Below are 17,698 nucleotides of genomic sequence, written 5' to 3'. Positions count from 1 at the left end.
ACCATCCAACACAACGGCAACTGGACCTGGCCCTCGGTCTCCTGTAGCGCACGGTGACCTTCTAACCCACACCCCCACAGCCACGGCGCGGCGGCCCAAAGGCCGCCGCGCCGTACTGCTATCGGCCGCGAGCACCGCAGCTCATACCAGAGCGGGCGCGGGTACCTACCGGGACAGGGCAACGTAGGAGTTCGGCGGCCTGCTTGGGTGTTCCGGTGACCGGCCCGTCTTGTTCAAAAGCCGTAACCTGGGCGAACAGGTTGCTCTTGGAGTCAGAGTAGCTCCCGAACGGAGTCGGCTATTGGCGAGATCGGTGGGAAGGATGACGGCAGGCTAGCTTTCCTCGGCCAGTGTCGCCGGCGGAGTCTGCGCGCGATGGGGGAATCGCGCACGGCGAGACGGGAAGAGCGCAACGGCAGAGGGCGGCTTCGAGGCCCTGGCCGCCGCCGTTGCGGCTGTAGGTGCTGATGTGCCGGGCGACGTTGAGACGGCTCACGGCAGCCTCTGTCAGCTCGGGAAATCTCCCGCCTTGATGCCTCGCACGAACGCCGCCCACTCCACCGAGGAGAACAACAGCGCCGTCCCACCTCGGTTTTTGGAGTCGCGTACGGCGTATTGGAAGGTGCCATCAAGGCTCGCCCCAGCCTCAACGCAGTCGCCGTTACGGCTGGGACTGTAGCTACTGGTTTTCCAGTTGAAGCTAGCGTGTCTCATGAGAGCTCCTTTTCCAGGGCCATGACCATCGCGGCGGAATCAGCCACGCTAAGACAGTGCCCTTCCAAACGACCGTACAAGGCTGCCAGTCGCGCAGCATCCTCGCGTTCCAGGAAGATCACCCCGGCGACACTGTCAACGTGGACCACTTCAGGGAAGGGATCGGCCAGCTTGAACAGCGTGAACTCGCCGCCGGGGTTGGGATAAGCGCCTGAATCAAAAGGAAGGACGCGAAGCTCGATATTGGGTCGTTCGGCCATCACGCACAGGTGGCGCACCTGTTCGGCCATAATGGCCGGTCCTCCTGTAGGGCATCGAAGAACCGCTTCCTCCAAGATGACCGACAAAGCAGTCGGGTTTTCTCCTTCAATGACCCGCTGCCTGGTCATCCGAGCTGAGACCCACCGCTCGATCTGCTGCTTTGAAGCATCTGGGTCTGCCGTCTTGATGACTGTTTCAGCGTATTGGGGTGTTTGCAGCAGACCAGGGACTACCAAGGGACTGAAGACTCGGACGTGCTGGGAACGACTCTCCAACCATACGTAGTCAGTAGTACGCGAAATGTCCTTGGAGTACCTGTCCCACCAGCCGGTTTTGGTGATCTCGTCGGCGAGTTGGAGCATCGCCGTACGTTGGCTTTTCTCTTCTACGCCGTAGAGGTTCATCAGCTCGGTCACCTCACCCTGGGTGATCGGCAGAGTGCCGGATTCATACCGGCTGAGAGTCGAGGTGCTACGCCGGATGTGGTCCGCTGGCTCCCTCAAGGTCAGCCCCGCGTCTTCACGCAGCTCTTTGAGCATCTTGCCGAGCCACTGCGCCCGAAGTGTCACCTTTGTCTTAGCCGCCATCGGGCCACTCCAAAAAATCTTCCTAGAAATATCTACGGAAATCTTGCACAGCTGAGCAGCAACTGCCACTCTAGCAGTACGCCACCGATATCTCACTAGGAGTGACTGAGATAGGGCGATAGAGGGATCACTCCAAGGCCAGGAGGAGGCATCGCCCGGGGCGCTGACGTGAGTTAGCGCTGCGCGGCGCCCCGGGCGATGCCGTGAGGAAAGGGGACCATCGTGACCGATGTCCGCACACTTCCCGTGTCGTCTGTCTACCACGAGTGGGAAGGCATCGACACCTCAATCGATAGTGAAGCGCCTGAACTGCTCTCCGAAGAGCAGTTGACCCGCTACAGCGAGACTGTGGCGACGCTGCTGCGGGCGCTGGGGCTGTGGATACGCACCCCCGACGAGGGTGACCCCACCCGGCTGGAGATCACCTCACCCACCACCGGACACACCGTCGAACTCGACCTCTACGACGACCGCAGCGCCGAATGGAGCCTCACCGGCGCCGCCCCCGAAGGCACCTCCGCTTCCCGGTTGGCCTCGACTATGGCCGCTCTACTCACCGTCGACAGTCAGAACTAACCGGCACGGCCACCGCGAGCAGCGCAGCCCGCAATGTGGCCTCTCCCCCGATACGGCCCGCACACACGACGGCGGGGGCTGGCTCGGATCTCGAAATCGAGCCAGCCCCCGCCACAAAACGTTGGATGCGCTACTTACCGGCTGGAAATGGGGTGACTCCCTCGCCGCTACCGAAGCCGGGGCTGCGCCCTTGGCAAACCGAGCAGACCGCGCGGTTGTGGTGACTCTCGCCGGTTGATCGGGAAAATTCGCCCAGTCACCCGGCGCTGCGCCCCCTACCCGCCGACCACCATGCCGCCGCCGACCGCCAGACCCACCACAAACAGGGCGATACCGATCCAAGCCATGACGACACCGGCCTTGACCTGGGTCAACCCCTCCAACTCGCCTTGAGAACGGCGGATGTTGCGCCGTGCCCGCGGCGCCAGCACCAGCGCCACAATCGAGGTGATCAGGCCGATGCCCGGGATCAAGCCCGCGATCCCCAGCCACAGGGTGGCCGTGGCCAGCCGCTCTGTTTCGGGCCAGCCCTCAACGACGTCGTAGCCGGGGTATTCGTCGTCGGGTGCCCCCTCGTCCTGGAAACCGGGGAACTCCTCGGTGATCCGGTCGCGCCCGGAACGGGAACGGCGCCCCCGGGAAGCCGATGACGCCGGCTCGGCCCGCTCGTCGTAGCGGTCCGGCCCGTAGTCGGGCCGGTACTGGTCATCGGCGTAACCGTACTCAGCAGGCGCGTCAGGGCCACGCTCGGAAGCACCGTAGTCGTCATAGTCGAAGTCGGGCGTCCATGCCGCCGTCGTCTCCCCCGCCGACGCGCCAAGGTCGCCACGCCACTCCCCGCTATCGGCGGCACCGGCGCCGGTCGGGGCGTCCGCTTCGGCAGAGCCGGAGGCGTAGAACGCCCCGTAGTCGGGTCCGGTGTCGCCGTAGCCGGCTGCGGGAGCCTCGGGCACATAGCCCGAACCGTGATCTCCGCCGAACTCGCCGCTATCCGACTCGCCCGAGGAAGATTCCGGAGCGAGATCGGCATAGCTACTGACCTGGGGCATCTCCCTGGTGCCCTCCCCCGGGTCGGAGCGGCGGGGCTCGTGGCGCCACTGGCTCGGGTCGCCCAACTCGTCGACAGTGGCCTGCTGTCCCGTATCACCCTGCCCACGATCGGCCGCTCCGGTGTCGACGGGCCGATCCAGCTCGTCTGGCTCCTCGACAGGTTGCTCAGCGCCGCGACCGCGGGCCTGCTGGGCGGCGATGGCGCCCAGCGGATCGTTGGAGGGCGGTACGACAGAGTCCATGCCGAGGGGCGTCTCGGTATGCTCGTCCTTGTCTCCGCCGGAGCCCTCCCCGTCCCGGCGAACGAACTGCGTTGTGTGCTCGGGCGAGCCGTCGCGCCGCTTGGGCGCATCCTCACCGCCGCCGGTACGCAGGTAGTCGGGCAGTCGAGGATCGTTGCGGCCAAAGGCCCACGTGTTACCGCTGCCCGTGCCGCCATCGCCGGCCATGGCCTCGCCCGGTTCCTCGGCCCCGCGGTGGCCACGGTCCTCGGCGGTCTCAGACGATCCGCTGTAGAAGGCGCTGAAGTCGGAGGCTCCCCCGTCACCGCGCAGGTCGGAGGGGATACCGGGAGCGGCTGTGGGGGACTCGGAATCGATGTCGTAGGACGAGACGTCAAGGGAAGAGTCGCGACGCTCCTCCTCGCGCGGCACCTGCCCCAACTCGTCGAACTGCGGCGCCGAGTCCGGGGCGGTGCGCTCGCGGCGCTCGCCGTCGTGGGGCAACTCGCCCAACTCGTCGAAACGGGGGGCGGAGGCAGGACCCGTGTGTTCCCGACGCTCCTCATCACGGGGCAACTCGCCCAGCTCATCGAAACGCGCACCCGCGCGCGAAGACTCGCTCAACGACGGATCGAACCGCCCCAACGGCCCCAACTCATCCGAACCCGACGAAGTAGCGAAACCGTGCGCGCCGGAAGGCTTGTCACCGTTGCGCGGCTCGTCGCTGCGCTCGGTCGGCTCCGGGGCCTCGGGGCGCTCAGTGCCGCGCCATGCGTCCTCGTGGGGCAACTCGCCCAACTCGTCGAAACGGGGGGCGGAGGCAGGACCCGTGTGTTCCCGACGCTCCTCATCACGGGGCAACTCGCCCAGCTCATCGAAACGCGCACCCGCGCGCGAAGACTCGCTCAACGACGGATCGAACCGCCCCAACGGCCCCAACTCATCCGAACCCGGCCCCTCGACTCCCGGCGGGCTGACCGAAGGATTCACGTCGCGGGGCAGCTCCCCGAGCTCGTCGAAGCGGTCAGAGCCGTAGCCGGCTGGGGCCGGCCCCACGTGAGAGGTACCGCCCGCGTCGCCGCTGCCACGCGAGGGCCACCCCGGTTCCCGGCTCCGCTCGGGAGCACCGCCGGAGAGGGGGTCCTCGGGACGTGGAGGGCCAGGGGTGTAGCGCGGATCGGTCGGCTCGGCGCCCGGCCGCGAGGAGGGTGAGCCGGAGCGCTCGCGCCACGCCTCGGGCGCCTCGGTCGCTGCGTTGTGCGGGCCGCTCTCGCCCAGCAGAGTCGACGACCGGTCACTCGCCTCCGCGGCGAGGCCAGGGGCACGATCGCTGCGGCGGCCCGGGCCGCTGCCCTCGCCTGTGGCGGATTCCCGCCATCCGGCGGTGTCGTCAGCAGCGGGTTGCTGTGTAGCCAACCAGTCCGAGGGGACGGCAGTGGCGGGGGAATGGTCGTCGCGCCACAGCCGTTCGGCCCCGCTGCCGGCCTGCCCAGATTCGGTTCGGGAGTCGGCGGCCCCCTCATCGCGGCCTTCCCCTAGGCCGGAGACGTCGCGGCCCGAGCGGAGAGGCGAGTCGCGCGATGGCTGCCGTTGCGCGTCAGGACCACCGGAGTCGCCCAGCCCCGCGCGCCAGTCGGTGGTCGACTCGCCCCGCCCTGCCGCGGGAAACGTCTGGGAGGCGTCAGCGGCCGGGGACGGGGACGCGCCGGTGGCGTCACGGTGGCTGCCGGCAGACTCATCACCGCCGCCCGTGGCAGCGGCGCCCTGCCCGCCGGTAGGGAAGCGGTAGACGCTGTGCGGATCGATACCGCCGCCCTCCGTGGGAGTCTGCCCTTCCTGGGGCGTGTCAGCCCCCCGGGAGCGGTCGGCGTCGCCTGCTCTGGCCCCACCGGTGGCGCTGAACGGCGCCGTGACCGGCTCATCCGGTTGGGCGCGCTCCGCTTCGTCGAAGGTCTCGCGCGAGGTTGGGAACGGTTCAGCGTGGGGCGACCGCTCTGGTTCCCCGTGGCCGTCGCCGCTCCCGCCGGTGGGAGGGCCCGCCCCGGTGTGCCATTGCGCGGGTTCCGGCGGCATGCCGGCCGCCGTCTCGCTGCCGCCCGCGCCGCTGGAGCCGGCTCCCTCCCCTGTGGGGGGCGGCGCGGGCGAGCCTAGCCCCTCCAATGCTGAAGGGTACGGCTCGGCCATGCCCGGGGCAGCGCCCAACGTCCCGTAGCCGCCGGTGCTTTTGGTGTAGCCCGGGTAGCTGGAGTGCGCGGGGTAGGGTCCGCTTGTTCCCTCGGGGGGCAGCGCCGGGTCGTAGGGCCACTGGCGCCCTCGCTCCGTTGTGTCCGGCCACGCCCCTGGTGAGCTGTCGCGGCCCTCGTGCGCCTCACCCGACTCCTCGTGGGGGGTCTGGTATTGCGCCTGTCTGCGGTGCCGATCGCTGCTGGGCGTGAACCATGACCCCGGATACTGGTTTGAGGACTCGTCACCCTCCGCCGGCGAACCGTGCCGGCCTCCCCCATATTCCGTCACTGTGTCCGATCTCCCGACCGCGCGTACGCGCTTGGTAATCCGTCGCCATCCAAGCATGCCGACGAACGACAACGAACGGCGGCAGCACCACCCGCTGCCGGGTGGGCTACCGCCGTCGCCAGATCAATCAATCGATCTCACCGGTTGCCCTTGGAAGGGGTCACCTGTTGTAGGGACCGAAATCGTACTCTTCCAGCGGGACCGCCTCGCCGGAGCCCTGCCCGAAGGTGTACTCGCTGGGCTCCTCGTAAGAGGTAACCGAGTACATCGACGCCTTGGCTTCCTCGGTTGGCTCAACCCGGACGTTGCGGTACTGCGGCATACCGGTACCGGCCGGGATGAGTTTACCGATGATGACGTTCTCCTTGAGGCCAAGTAGCGGATCGCTCTTGCCGTGGATGGCGTTCTCGGTGAGCACCCGAGTGGTCTCCTGGAAGGAGGCCGCCGACAGCCACGACTCCGTGGCCAGCGACGCCTTGGTGATCCCAAGGAGCACCGGGCGACCGGAAGCCGGGTGGCCACCTTCGGCCACCACCTGTCGGTTGAGGCCCTCGAACTTGGGACGCTCCACCATCTCGCCAGGCAGCAGCTCGGTGTCGCCGGATTCCAGGATGTTCACGCGCTTGAGCATCTGGCGCACGATGATCTCGATGTGCTTGTCGTGAATCGAGACACCCTGCGACTTGTAGACCTCCTGCACCTCCGCGACCAGGTGTTGCTGGACCGCGCGCGGCCCCTGGATACGCAACACCTCGTGCGGGTTAATAGCACCCTGGATGAGCTGCTGGCCGACCTTGACGTGGTCGCCCTCGTTGACCAGCAGCCGGGCACGCATGGGCACCGGGTAGGAGATCTCGTCGGAGCCGTCGTCGGGCATGAGCACGATCTTGCGGCTCTTCTCGGTCTCCTCGATGCGGATACGGCCGTCGACCTCGCTGATGGGAGCCACACCCTTGGGGATGCGGGCCTCGAACAGCTCCTGAACACGGGGCAGACCGTGGGTGATGTCCTGACCGGCCGAACCACCCATGTGGAAGGTCCGCATGGTCAACTGGGTACCCGGTTCACCGATGGACTGGGCGGCGATGATGCCGATGGCCTCACCGACGTCGACCGGCTTGCCGGTGGCCAGCGAGCGACCGTAGCAGGTGCTGCACACACCGATCTTGGCCTCGCAGGTCAGCGAGCTGCGCACCCGGACTCGAGTGACACCGGCGGCGACCAGCTTGTCGATGACGGCTTCGGTGGTGTCGGTGAGTGCCGGGACGATCACCTTGCCGTCGACCACGACGTCCTCGGCCAGCGTGCGGCCGAAGCCGGTGTTCTCGACGTTGTGCTTGCGCACGATGCTGCCGTCGGGGCGTTCCTCACCGACCTCGTGCCACAGCGAACGGTCAGTCTGGCAGTCGACCTCCCGGACGATGACGTCCTGGGCGACGTCGACCAGTCGCCGGGTGAGGTATCCGGAGTCGGCGGTACGCAGCGCGGTGTCGGCCAGACCCTTGCGCTGTCCGTGGGTGGAGATGAAGTACTCCAGCACCGAGAGGCCCTCGCGGTAGGAGGACTTAATGGGACGCGGGATCGTCTCACCCTTGGTGTTGGAGACCAGACCACGGATACCGGCGATCTGACGGACCTGCATCGGGTTACCCCGGGCACCGGAGTTGACCATCATCCACACCGGGTTGTCGGCGGGGAAGTTGTCCTCCATCTCCTGGGCAACCTCGTTGGTGGCCTTGGTCCAGATCTCGGTGAGCTCCTGGTTGCGCTCCTCTTCGGTGATGAGACCGCGGTCGTACTCGCGCTGGATCTTGTCGGCCTGACGCTCGTAGCCCTCAAGTGTGGCCTCCTTGGAGGGCGGGGCGACGACGTCACCGATGCCGATGGTCAGCCCCGACCGGGTCGCCCAGTGGTAGCCCGCGTCCTTGAAGGCGTCGAGGGTCGTGGCGACCTGGATCTTCGGGTAGTTCTCCGCCAACTCGTTGACCAGCGCCGACACCTGCTTCTTGCCAACCTGGTAGTTGACGAAGGGGTAGTCCTGCGGCGTGGTCTCGTTGAAGAGGTAGCGCCCCAGCGTGGTTTCGAGCACGTAGGGATCGCCAGGTTCGTAGCCCTCCGGCGCCGCCCAGTCGCGCGGCGGCGGAACGTCGCCGTTGAGGGAGAGCTTGATGGGCGCACGCAGGTCCAGCTCCCCCAGGTCGTGGGCCATGATGGCCTCACCCGGGGTGCGGAACGCCCGGTTCTCGCCCTTGGTCCCCTCCTTGCGCGTGGTCAGGTAGTACAACCCGATGATCATGTCCTGGGTGGGCATGGTCACCGGCTTGCCGTCAGAGGGCTTGAGGATGTTGTTCGTGGCCAGCATCAGCACCCGCGCCTCGGCTTGCGCCTCGGCCGACAGCGGCAGGTGGACCGCCATCTGGTCACCGTCGAAGTCGGCGTTGAACGCGGTGCACACCAGCGGGTGGATCTGAATGGCCTTACCCTCGACCAGTTGCGGCTCGAAGGCTTGAATACCGAGCCGGTGCAGCGTCGGAGCGCGGTTGAGCAGCACGGGGTGTTCGGTGATGACCTCTTCGAGGACGTCCCACACGACGGGACGCGACCGCTCCACCATGCGCTTGGCGCTCTTGATGTTCTGGGCGTGGTTCAGGTCGACCAGACGCTTCATGACGAAGGGCTTGAACAGCTCCAGCGCCATCTGCTTGGGCAGGCCGCACTGGTGCAGCTTGAGCTGCGGACCGACGACGATGACCGAACGCCCGGAGTAGTCGACGCGCTTACCGAGCAGGTTTTGGCGGAACCGCCCCTGCTTACCCTTGAGCATGTCCGACAGCGACTTCAGCGGCCGGTTGCCCGGACCGGTGACCGGACGCCCGCGGCGGCCGTTGTCGAACAGTGCGTCGACGGCCTCCTGAAGCATCCGCTTCTCGTTGTTGACGATGATCTCGGGCGCGCCCAGATCCAGCAGCCGCTTGAGGCGGTTGTTGCGGTTGATGACGCGACGGTAGAGATCGTTGAGGTCGGACGTGGCGAACCGGCCCCCGTCGAGCTGGACCATGGGACGCAGGTCCGGCGGAATGACCGGGATGCAGTCCAGGACCATGCCGTTGGGGTTGTTGCGGGTGTTGAGGAACGCCGAGACGACTTTGAGCCGCTTCAGCGCGCGCGCCTTCTTCTGGCCCTTGCCGCTGCGGATGATGTCGCGCAGCCGCTCGGCCTCGGCGTCGAGGTCGAAGTTGGCCAGGCGCTCCTGGATGGCTTGGGCCCCCATGCCGCCGCGGAAGTACTTGCCGAAGCGGTCGCGCATCTCGCGGTAGAGCAGCTCGTCACCTTCAAGGTCTTGCACCTTGAGGCCCTTGAAGCGGTTCCACACCTCGTCGAGACGGTCGATCTCGCGCTGGGCGCGCTCGCGGATCTGACGGATCTCACGCTCGGCGCTCTCGCGCACCTTGCGGCGGGCGTCGCCCTTGGCGCCCTGTTCCTCCAGCTCGGCCAGGTCGGTCTCAAGCTTGCGGTGACGCTCCTCGATCGAGGAGTCGCGGCGCTGCTCCATGTGCTGGCGCTCCACGGAGATGCGCGCCTCCAGCGACTGGAGGTCGCGTTCGCGCGCCTCGGTGTCGACCCAGGTCACCATGTAAGCCGCGAAGTAGATGATCTTCTCGAGATCCTTCGGGGCGAGGTCGAGCAGGTACCCCAGCCGGCTGGGAACGCCCTTGAAGTACCAGATGTGGGTCACGGGCGCGGCGAGCTCGATGTGGCCCATGCGCTCACGCCGCACCTTGGCGCGCGTGACCTCCACACCGCAGCGCTCACAGATGATGCCCTTGAACCGGACACGCTTGTACTTGCCGCAGTAGCACTCCCAGTCACGTGTGGGCCCGAAGATCTTCTCGCAGAAGAGCCCGTCCTTCTCCGGTTTGAGGGTGCGGTAGTTGATGGTTTCGGGTTTCTTGACCTCGCCGTGAGACCACTGACGGATCTCTTCGGCCGTGGCGAGGCCAATACGCAGCTCGTCGAAGAAGTTGACGTCGAGCACTTGATTCGTCCCCTGCTCTCAGATCGCGGAATTAGACCTCTTCGACGCTGCTGGGCTCGCGCCGTCCCAGGTCGATTCCCAGTTCTTCCGCGGCGCGGAAAACGTCCTCATCGGTGTCACGCATCTCGATGGACATGCCATCGCTGGAGAGCACCTCCACGTTCAGGCACAGTGACTGCATCTCCTTGATGAGCACCTTGAACGATTCGGGGATGCCCGGCTCCGGGATGTTCTCGCCCTTGACGATGGCCTCGTAGACCTTGACGCGACCCAACACATCGTCGGACTTGATCGTGAGCAGCTCTTGCAGCGCGTAGGCGGCACCGTAGGCCTCCAGCGCCCAGACCTCCATCTCGCCGAAACGCTGGCCGCCGAACTGGGCCTTACCGCCCAACGGCTGCTGCGTAATCATCGAGTAGGGACCCGTGGAGCGGGCGTGGATCTTGTCGTCCACCAGGTGGTGCAGTTTCAGGAAGTAGGTGTAGCCGACGGCGATGGGCTCCTGGAACGGCTCGCCGGTACGGCCGTCGTACAGCACCGCCTTGCCGTTCTGGTCGACCATCTGGTCGCCGTCCTGGTTGGGGCGGCTGGAGGCGAGGAGACCGTTGAGCTCGTCGCCACGCAACCCGTCGAAGACCGGGGTGGCGACCCTGCTGTCGGATGGAATGTCGGAAGCGCCGATGGCTTCCATCGCCTGTTGCCACCCTTCGTCGCTGCCGTCGATCTTCCAGCCGCTCTTGGCCAACCAGCCCAGATGGATCTCCAGGATCTGGCCGACATTCATACGGCCGGGAACACCCAACGGGTTGAGGACGATGTCGACCGGCGTGCCGTCCTCCATGAACGGCATGTCCTCCTGCGGCAGGATCTTGGCGATGACACCCTTGTTGCCGTGCCGACCGGCGAGCTTGTCGCCGTCGGTGATCTTGCGCTTCTGGGCGACGTAGACACGGACCAGCTCGTTGACGCCAGGCGGAAGCTCGTCGCCGTCGTCACGGCTGAACACCCGTACCCCGATGACCTTGCCGGACTCGCCGTGCGGCACCTTGAGCGAGGTGTCGCGCACTTCGCGTGCCTTCTCGCCGAAGATGGCACGCAGCAGCCGCTCCTCGGGGGTCAGCTCAGTCTCACCCTTGGGCGTGACCTTGCCAACCAGGATGTCGCCGTCGATGACCTCGGCGCCGATACGGATGATGCCGCGGTCGTCCAGGTCGGAGAGGACTTCCTCGCTGACGTTGGGGATCTCGCGGGTGATCTCCTCGGGGCCGAGCTTGGTGTCGCGGGCGTCGACTTCGTGCTCCTCGATGTGGATCGAGGACATGACGTCGTCCTGCACCAGTCGCTGCGAGAGGACGATGGCGTCCTCGTAGTTGTGACCCTCCCACGACATGTAGGCCACGAGGAGGTTCTTGCCCAGCGACATCTCGCCCTCGTCGGTGGAGGGACCGTCGGCAAGCACCTGACGCTCCTCGACGCGCTGGCCTTCCTCCACGATCGGGCGCTGGTTGAAGCAGGTGCCCTGGTTGGTGCGGCGGAACTTGGAGACGCGGTGGGTCTTGCGGGTGCCGTCGTCGTGCAGCACGGTGATGTAGTCGGCGGTGACGTCCTCGACCACACCGGCCTGCTCGGTGACGATGACGTCACCGGCGTCGGTGGCCGCGCGGTACTCCATGCCGGTGCCCACCAGCGGAGCCTCGGCGCGTAGCAGCGGCACCGCCTGACGCTGCATGTTGGACCCCATGAGCGCCCGGTTGGCGTCGTCGTGTTCGAGGAACGGGATCATGGCCGTGGCCACCGAGACCATCTGGCGCGGCGAGATGTCCATGTAGTCGACCTCGCTGGGCGCGACGGCCTCGAACTCACCGCCCTTGCGCCGGGCCAGGACCCGGACGTCGGAGAGGTTGCCCTCGCTATCGATCGGCGTGTTGGCCTGAGCGATGACGTAGCGGTCCTCTTCGTCGGCGGTGAGGTAGGAGATCTCGTCGCTGAGCTTGCCGTCGACGACCTTGCGGTAGGGCGTCTCGACGAACCCGAACGAGTTGACCCGACCGTAGGCGGCCAGCGAGCCGATGAGACCGATGTTGGGACCCTCCGGCGTCTCGATCGGGCACATCCGACCGTAGTGGGAGGGGTGAACGTCACGGACCTCCATGCCCGCGCGCTCACGGGACAGCCCACCGGGACCCAGCGCGGACAGCCGCCGCTTGTGGGTCAGTCCGGCCAGCGGGTTGGTCTGGTCCATGAACTGCGAGAGCTGGCTGGTGCCGAAGAACTCCCGGATGGAGGCGACGACCGGCCGGATGTTGATCAGCGTCTGCGGCGTGATGGCCTCGACGTCTTGGGTGGTCATACGTTCCCGGACGACGCGCTCCATGCGCGCCAGGCCCAGCCGGACCTGGTTTTGGATCAGCTCTCCGACCGTGCGCAGCCGCCGGTTGCCGAAGTGGTCGATGTCGTCGACCTCGATGGGGAACGTGCCCCCTGGCCGCTCCAACTCCTCCTCTCCGGCGTGCAGCCGCACGAGGTAATCGATGGTGGCGACGATGTCATCATCGGTCAGCGTGCCCTGGGTGAACTCGGCTTCCAGCCCCAGCTTCTTGTTGATCTTGTAGCGACCGACCTTGGCGAGGTCGTAGCGCTTGGGGTTGAAGTAAAGGTTCTCCAGCAGCGTCTGCGCGGACTCCTTTGTGGGCGGCTCGCCCGGACGCAGCTTGCGGTAGATGTCGAGCAGCGCGTCGTCGGTGCCTGCCGTGGGGTCCTTCTCCAGGGTGTTACGGATCGATTCGTAGCCGCCGAAGCGCTCCAGAATCTGATCGGTAGTCCACCCCAGGGCCTTGAGCAGGACGGTGACGCCCTGCTTGCGCTTACGGTCGATGCGAACACCGACGAAGTCGCGCTTGTCGACCTCGAATTCCAGCCACGCCCCCCGCGACGGGATCACCTTGCAACCATAGATGTCCTTGTCGGAGGTCTTGTCGAGCTGGTGGTCGAAGTACACGCCGGGCGAGCGGACAAGCTGCGACACCACGACACGCTCGGTGCCGTTGATGATGAAGGTGCCGTTGGCGGTCATGAGCGGGAAGTCGCCCATGAAGACCGTCTGGCTCTTGATCTCGCCGGTGTCGTTGTTGATGAACTCCGCCGTGACGAACATCGGGGCGGAGTAGGTCATGTCCTTGTCCTTGCACTCCTCTTCGGAGTACTTGGGCGGCTCGAACCGATGGTCGCGGAACGAGAGCGACATGGTGCCGGAGAAGTCCTCAATAGGACTGATCTCCTCGAAGATCTCTTCGAGACCAGACTGCTCCGGAACGTCCTTACGGCCTGCGTTACGGGCCGCCTCGACTCGGGTACGCCATTTCTCGTTACCGAGGAGCCAGTCGAACGACTGGGTCTGTAGCGCGAGAAGGTCGGGGACCTCGAGTGGTTCCTGAATGCGGGCAAAAGAGACGCGGTTCGGACCAAGGGCGTTAGCGGAGGCGTTGCGCGAGGCTGCCAACAGGGGTCCTTCCGAAGGCTTGTGGCGGTTGATGCGCGCACGCCGGACGACTCTAACGCGAAGAACCGCCGGGCAAGGGGCGGTTCTCAGTAGAGGACGTACAGGCGGGTCCAATCACCGAGGAATTGGACGCAGGGTACGTGCTCTGGCACGGGAATCGTCAAAGGGCAGCGCAAAAGGGCAGTGTAGCCGAATACTACACCGCTGTCCAACCACGCCCCCCGAAGTCATTCACGACACCTGGCAGCATCGCCCGAACAGGCTGATCCGTCAAGCCCAGGGCCCCGACGAGCTGCCCTGCGCCGCCGTGAGAGGTCACACAGCTCATAACAGGTGTGAGCGGGTCGACAGCAGGGAATGTCTAGAAGTTCTCCCCCAATCTCCCCAGAACCTCGGCGACAGCGGCGATTCTGGACATTTGCCAACATAAACGACAGATAGCTCGCTTGCCGTTCACATGGAGACGACTGCCTTCCACCGGAGCCATGGCGACGCGGGCCGTTCGCCGGTGGCAGAAAACAGTCGAGGAGCGGCGCCGGATCAGGCCCGAAACGTCGCGACACGGACGCGAGACCAGCGTGGCGGAGATCAGGGGGAAACGGTCGGCCCGGCCGCCTGCTCACGTCGAATCCAACTGTCTGTCTGTGCACCCTCAACCGGGACGATTTGGGACGGGCGAAGACACCGATGTATCCCCGCCGAAGGTCGGCCGGCCACAGGCTGCCATGCACCGCCCTCTGGGAGCAGACAGGGCGGCCACCCCACCCGGGATGACCGCCCACCGCGAACCGGCCGCAGCCCGGCCGGAGGCGAGTGTCTGCTGCCTACTTGAGGGTGACGGTGGCGCCGGCGCCCTCAAGGGTCTCCTTGGCCTTCTCGGCGGCCTCCTTGCTGACACCCTCCAGCAGCGGCTTGGGCGCGTTGTCGACCAGCTCCTTGGCCTCCTTGAGACCCAGGTCCGCGAGGCCACGGACCTCCTTAATGACCTGGATCTTCTTGTCGCCGGCCGCGTCGAGGATGACGTCGAACTCGCTCTGCTCCTCTTCCTCCTCGGCAGCCTCGCCGCCGCCACCGGGACCGGGGGCGACGACCGCGGCCGGAGCGGCGGCGGTGACGTCGAACTTCTCCTCGAACTGCTTCACGAACTCCGACAGCTCCAGGAGGGTCATCTCCTCGAACGCGCTGAGCAGCTCTTCGGTGCTGAGCTTGGCCATGGTGATCTCTCTTTCCTCTTCCAGCGCGACCGCCTCCGGCGGTCGGCGGAGTCATCGACACCGGCGCGGGTGCGCCGGCCAGGTTCAGGGGTGGTTAGGCTTCGGCTCGCTTGTCGTGCAGGGCCTGTGCCAGCCGGACGGCCTTGGACGGCAGCGCGTCGAACGCGGCGGCGGCCTGGCTCTGCTTGGCCTTGAGCGCGCCCGCCATCTTCGAGAGCAGGACCTCGCGGGACTCGACGTCGGCCAGCCTGGTGATCTCCTCTGGCGACATCGGCTTACCGTCGATGACACCGCCCTTGATCACCAGCGGCGCATTCGCCTTCGCAAAGTCACGCAGGCCCTTGGCGGCCTCGATCACGTCGCCACGCACGAACGCGATGGCGGAGGGGCCCTCAAGCAGGTCGAGCACCTGCTTGTCGAGGCCGGCCTCGGTGGCGGCGATCTTGGTCAGCGTGTTCTTGACGACGCGAAAGCGCGCGTTCTGGCCGAGAGTGTGGCGCAACTGAGAGATCTGCGCCACGCTGAGCCCACGGTATTCGGCAAGCACGGCGCCGGTCGAGTTGCGGAACTCATCCGCCATCTCGGCGACCGCGGCTGCCTTCTCCGGTTTCGCCATGGGACTCCTTCCAACAGTGAACACCGGTCACGCGGAGCCAGCGGCGCGGGCGGAGGCAATGAAAAACGCCCCAGCGCACGTGCGCGGGGCGTGGGTAGTGCGGAGTCCGTCATGGACTCACACGTCCTCAAGCTCACATCACACCTGCGCGGGCCGCCCATTCGCATGGAACCTTAGGTCACCGTGAGAGGTGACGACCGGCGGTCTTCGGTGCTGTCAATCCTACTGGACACACGGCAGTGGTCCGAACCGCGTGCCCGAGACGACGGGTCCCGGGCACGCTGGCCCGGGCCCCGTGTGCCGGAGGCGGCCGAGCTCGCCCTGGAGCTACTGGCCGTTGGGGTCGTTCATCATGCCGCCCATATCCTGGATCTCGTCAGGGCCGGGATAGGAGATGTCGACCGGCTGGTTGAACTCCAGGAAGTCCATGGTGGTGACAAACGTCGAGGCGTCGGTAACCAGCCGGCGCGGCAACCCGTCCCCGCCGACCCACACCTGGAAGGCGATCTCGCTGACACCCATCTGCTCGTAGAACTGCCGCGCGGTCTCCTTGGTCTGCTGGTCCTGGACCCGTTCCAGAGCGGTATCGATGGCGTAGGTGCCCTCGTACTTGGTGGTGGCGACCCCGTTGACCTCCTCGGAGCCAACCTTCTCGACTCCTTCGGCGGCCAACAGCTTGCGCATCTCAGCCACCGGGTCCTGCTGGGGCTGCTGCTGGAACTGGCTGCCCATCTCCACGCGCATCCACGCGGACGCGCCGATGGAGGGATCGCCCTGCACCAGGACTTCGTCGCCGCGCATGAGCACTGTGCCGCCCATGCCCTCGGTACCGGTCATCACCATCTTGTAGGTGGGCTCGGGGTCAGTGGTGTAGATGAGCTCCTGGGTGGACTCGGTCGCGGCGGCACCGAGGTTGTCGCCCGACAGGGAGACCTCGGCCCGGTAGGAGCTGACCTCGCTGGTCTGGCTGACCAGGTTTTTGATCGTGTCGGCGATGCCCGACACATCGATCCCCGAGTCCTCGGTGCTCGCCTCGCTGCCACCTGAGGGATCGGTGTTCGCCTCGTTGCCGCCGGAGGGGGCGGCGCTCGAATCGCCGCCACTGGACTGGTCGACACTCGGCTCGTCGCCGCCGGGAGCGGCAGAACATCCCGCGATGGCCAGTGCAAGCCCGCTACCGGCTATGACCACCGCTATCTTGCGCAGCATTAAAGCTCCAACGTCGATTGGCTAGAGGGGTGTGAGGAGAAGGCTATTGAGCCCCACTTTCCTGGGACGCGACCGCGGCGTGAATGGTTTCCATCGAGGTGGCAGCCGCCCTGTGCTGGCTGTGGTCGCATACGGCCTTCCAAAGACCGGAAGGGTCGGTCCGTGCGTCCGCTGCACACCGCAAGAACGCGACGTCGATGTAGCGGGCCGGGAGCCTGGTGGCTCCCGGCCCCGTGTCTTCAAGGAACGGCGAGCGGAGGGCTACTGGGCGTTGGGGTTGCCCATCAGTCCGTCGATGTCCTGAATCTCGTCGGGGGCGGGAGAGGGGACGTCGACCGGCTGGTTGAACTCCAGGAACTCAACACCGGCGGAGTCTCCGGCCTTGTCGCCCACCCGGCGCGGCAGCCCGTCCGCGTCGACCCACACCTGGAAGTCCACCTCGGTGGCGCCCTCCTCCTCGTAGAGGCTGCGTATGCTCTGCCGTGCCTGCTCGTCTTGGACCTGCTCCAGAGCGGCTTCAACGGCATAGCTGCCTTCGTATTTGGTCGTCGCGACCCCGTTGACCTCCTCGGAACCCACCTTTTCGACGTCCTCGCTGGCCAGTAGCTGGCGTATCAGGGCCAGTGGATCTAACTGGAGTTGCTTCTGAACCTCGGGAGGGACCTCCATGCGCATCCAGGGGGGCATCCCAATAGAGGGGTCGCCCTGCACAAGGAGTTCGTCGCCACGGATTACCCCGAGGGTGGTCGTTTCGGGGGTCACGGGAACATTCATCTTGTAGATGGGTTCAGGGTTGCTGGTGTAGACGATCTCCTGGGAAAAGTCGCCTTCGGGTTGCGCGGACTCTCCGGAGGCCTCTCCAGAGGACGTCATCTTGAAACGGTAGGACGTGGCGTCGGCAACCCGGCTAACCGCCTCGGCGACCGCCTCGGTGGCAGCCGACTGATCGCCCTCGGCCTGGGCGGCGGATGCGCTACCGGCCGAGGGCGAAGCGCTGGACTGGTCGGCACTGGGATCGCCGTCGCCGTTGCCGTCGGCAGTAGAGCAGCCCGCAACAGCCATCGTGAGAGCGCTCCCAGTGACGACCACCGCTATCTTGCGCAACATTGCAGCTCCAACATTGGTTTGCTTGGGGGAAAGGGGTGGGACATGCGTCCCTGCGGCGCGACCACGGCGTGAACGGTTTCCATCGAGGTGACAG

General features: G+C 66.2%; 10 protein-coding genes. 1 reads left to right on the top strand and 9 read right to left on the bottom strand.

What is annotated here, in order from left to right; translation table 11 throughout:
- Nucleotides 1–507: 507 nt before the first annotated feature.
- Nucleotides 508–714 carry a DUF397 domain-containing protein gene (locus tag ABD848_RS17200; protein WP_344973158.1) on the bottom strand — a complete coding sequence of 69 codons (207 nt, stop codon included), beginning with the start codon at nucleotides 712–714 and terminating at the stop codon, nucleotides 508–510.
- Entirely contained in the window at nucleotides 711–1,562 is an 852-nt protein-coding gene (locus ABD848_RS17195) for a helix-turn-helix domain-containing protein (protein ID WP_344973156.1), read from the bottom strand. The genes ABD848_RS17200 and ABD848_RS17195 overlap by 4 nt, the downstream gene beginning before the upstream one ends.
- Before the next feature lie 222 nt (nucleotides 1,563–1,784).
- On the opposite strand from ABD848_RS17195, the gene ABD848_RS17190 reads away from it, so the two are divergent.
- Nucleotides 1,785–2,138 carry a hypothetical protein gene (locus tag ABD848_RS17190; RefSeq protein ID WP_344973154.1) on the top strand — a complete coding sequence of 118 codons (354 nt, stop codon included), beginning with the start codon at nucleotides 1,785–1,787 and terminating at the stop codon, nucleotides 2,136–2,138.
- Between the two features lie 275 nt (nucleotides 2,139–2,413).
- Here ABD848_RS17190 and ABD848_RS17185 read toward each other — a convergent pair whose 3' ends face one another.
- The 7 genes from ABD848_RS17185 to ABD848_RS17155 all read right to left on the bottom strand — a co-directional run bounded on the left by ABD848_RS17185 (nucleotide 2,414) and on the right by ABD848_RS17155 (nucleotide 17,604).
- Complete coding sequence (locus tag ABD848_RS17185; RefSeq protein ID WP_344973152.1) at nucleotides 2,414–5,923, bottom strand: hypothetical protein; 3,510 nt, start codon at nucleotides 5,921–5,923, stop codon at nucleotides 2,414–2,416.
- A 160-nt stretch (nucleotides 5,924–6,083) separates the two neighbouring features.
- Nucleotides 6,084–9,959 (bottom strand): DNA-directed RNA polymerase subunit beta', encoded by a 3,876-nt coding sequence (locus ABD848_RS17180; protein WP_344973150.1) that lies wholly within the window; start codon nucleotides 9,957–9,959, stop codon nucleotides 6,084–6,086.
- Nucleotides 9,960–9,990: 31 nt separating this feature from the next.
- The gene (gene rpoB / locus ABD848_RS17175) at nucleotides 9,991–13,458 is read right to left on the bottom strand and encodes a DNA-directed RNA polymerase subunit beta (RefSeq protein ID WP_344973148.1); all 3,468 of its coding nucleotides are present in this window, start codon (nucleotides 13,456–13,458) and stop codon (nucleotides 9,991–9,993) included.
- Nucleotides 13,459–14,282: 824 nt separating this feature from the next.
- Nucleotides 14,283–14,672 carry a 50S ribosomal protein L7/L12 gene (rplL, locus tag ABD848_RS17170; RefSeq protein ID WP_344973146.1) on the bottom strand — a complete coding sequence of 130 codons (390 nt, stop codon included), beginning with the start codon at nucleotides 14,670–14,672 and terminating at the stop codon, nucleotides 14,283–14,285.
- Nucleotides 14,673–14,766: 94 nt separating this feature from the next.
- On the bottom strand, nucleotides 14,767–15,288 hold the full coding sequence (gene rplJ, locus ABD848_RS17165; protein ID WP_344973144.1) for a 50S ribosomal protein L10: 522 nt from the start codon (nucleotides 15,286–15,288) through the stop codon (nucleotides 14,767–14,769).
- Between the two features lie 327 nt (nucleotides 15,289–15,615).
- Nucleotides 15,616–16,497: a hypothetical protein gene (locus ABD848_RS17160; RefSeq protein ID WP_344973142.1), complete on the bottom strand. Its 882-nt coding sequence runs from the start codon at nucleotides 16,495–16,497 to the stop codon at nucleotides 15,616–15,618.
- Nucleotides 16,498–16,758: 261 nt separating this feature from the next.
- Nucleotides 16,759–17,604 carry a LolA-like protein gene (locus tag ABD848_RS17155; RefSeq protein WP_344973140.1) on the bottom strand — a complete coding sequence of 282 codons (846 nt, stop codon included), beginning with the start codon at nucleotides 17,602–17,604 and terminating at the stop codon, nucleotides 16,759–16,761.
- Nucleotides 17,605–17,698 lie beyond the last annotated feature (94 nt).

The organism is Salinactinospora qingdaonensis, assembly GCF_039539445.1.
GTDB lineage: Bacteria > Actinomycetota > Actinomycetes > Streptosporangiales > Streptosporangiaceae > Salinactinospora > Salinactinospora qingdaonensis.
This window is presented reverse-complemented; position numbering and strand designations above follow the sequence as displayed.

Coding starts and splice junctions, on each gene's coding strand:
- ABD848_RS17160 (WP_344973142.1), bottom strand. CDS start 16,497: ATGCTGCGCAAGATAGCGGTGGTCATAGCCGGTAGCGGGCTTGCACTG.
- ABD848_RS17195 (WP_344973156.1), bottom strand. CDS start 1,562: ATGGCGGCTAAGACAAAGGTGACACTTCGGGCGCAGTGGCTCGGCAAG.
- rplJ (WP_344973144.1), bottom strand. CDS start 15,288: ATGGCGAAACCGGAGAAGGCAGCCGCGGTCGCCGAGATGGCGGATGAG.
- rplL (WP_344973146.1), bottom strand. CDS start 14,672: ATGGCCAAGCTCAGCACCGAAGAGCTGCTCAGCGCGTTCGAGGAGATG.
- ABD848_RS17155 (WP_344973140.1), bottom strand. CDS start 17,604: ATGTTGCGCAAGATAGCGGTGGTCGTCACTGGGAGCGCTCTCACGATG.
- ABD848_RS17200 (WP_344973158.1), bottom strand. CDS start 714: ATGAGACACGCTAGCTTCAACTGGAAAACCAGTAGCTACAGTCCCAGC.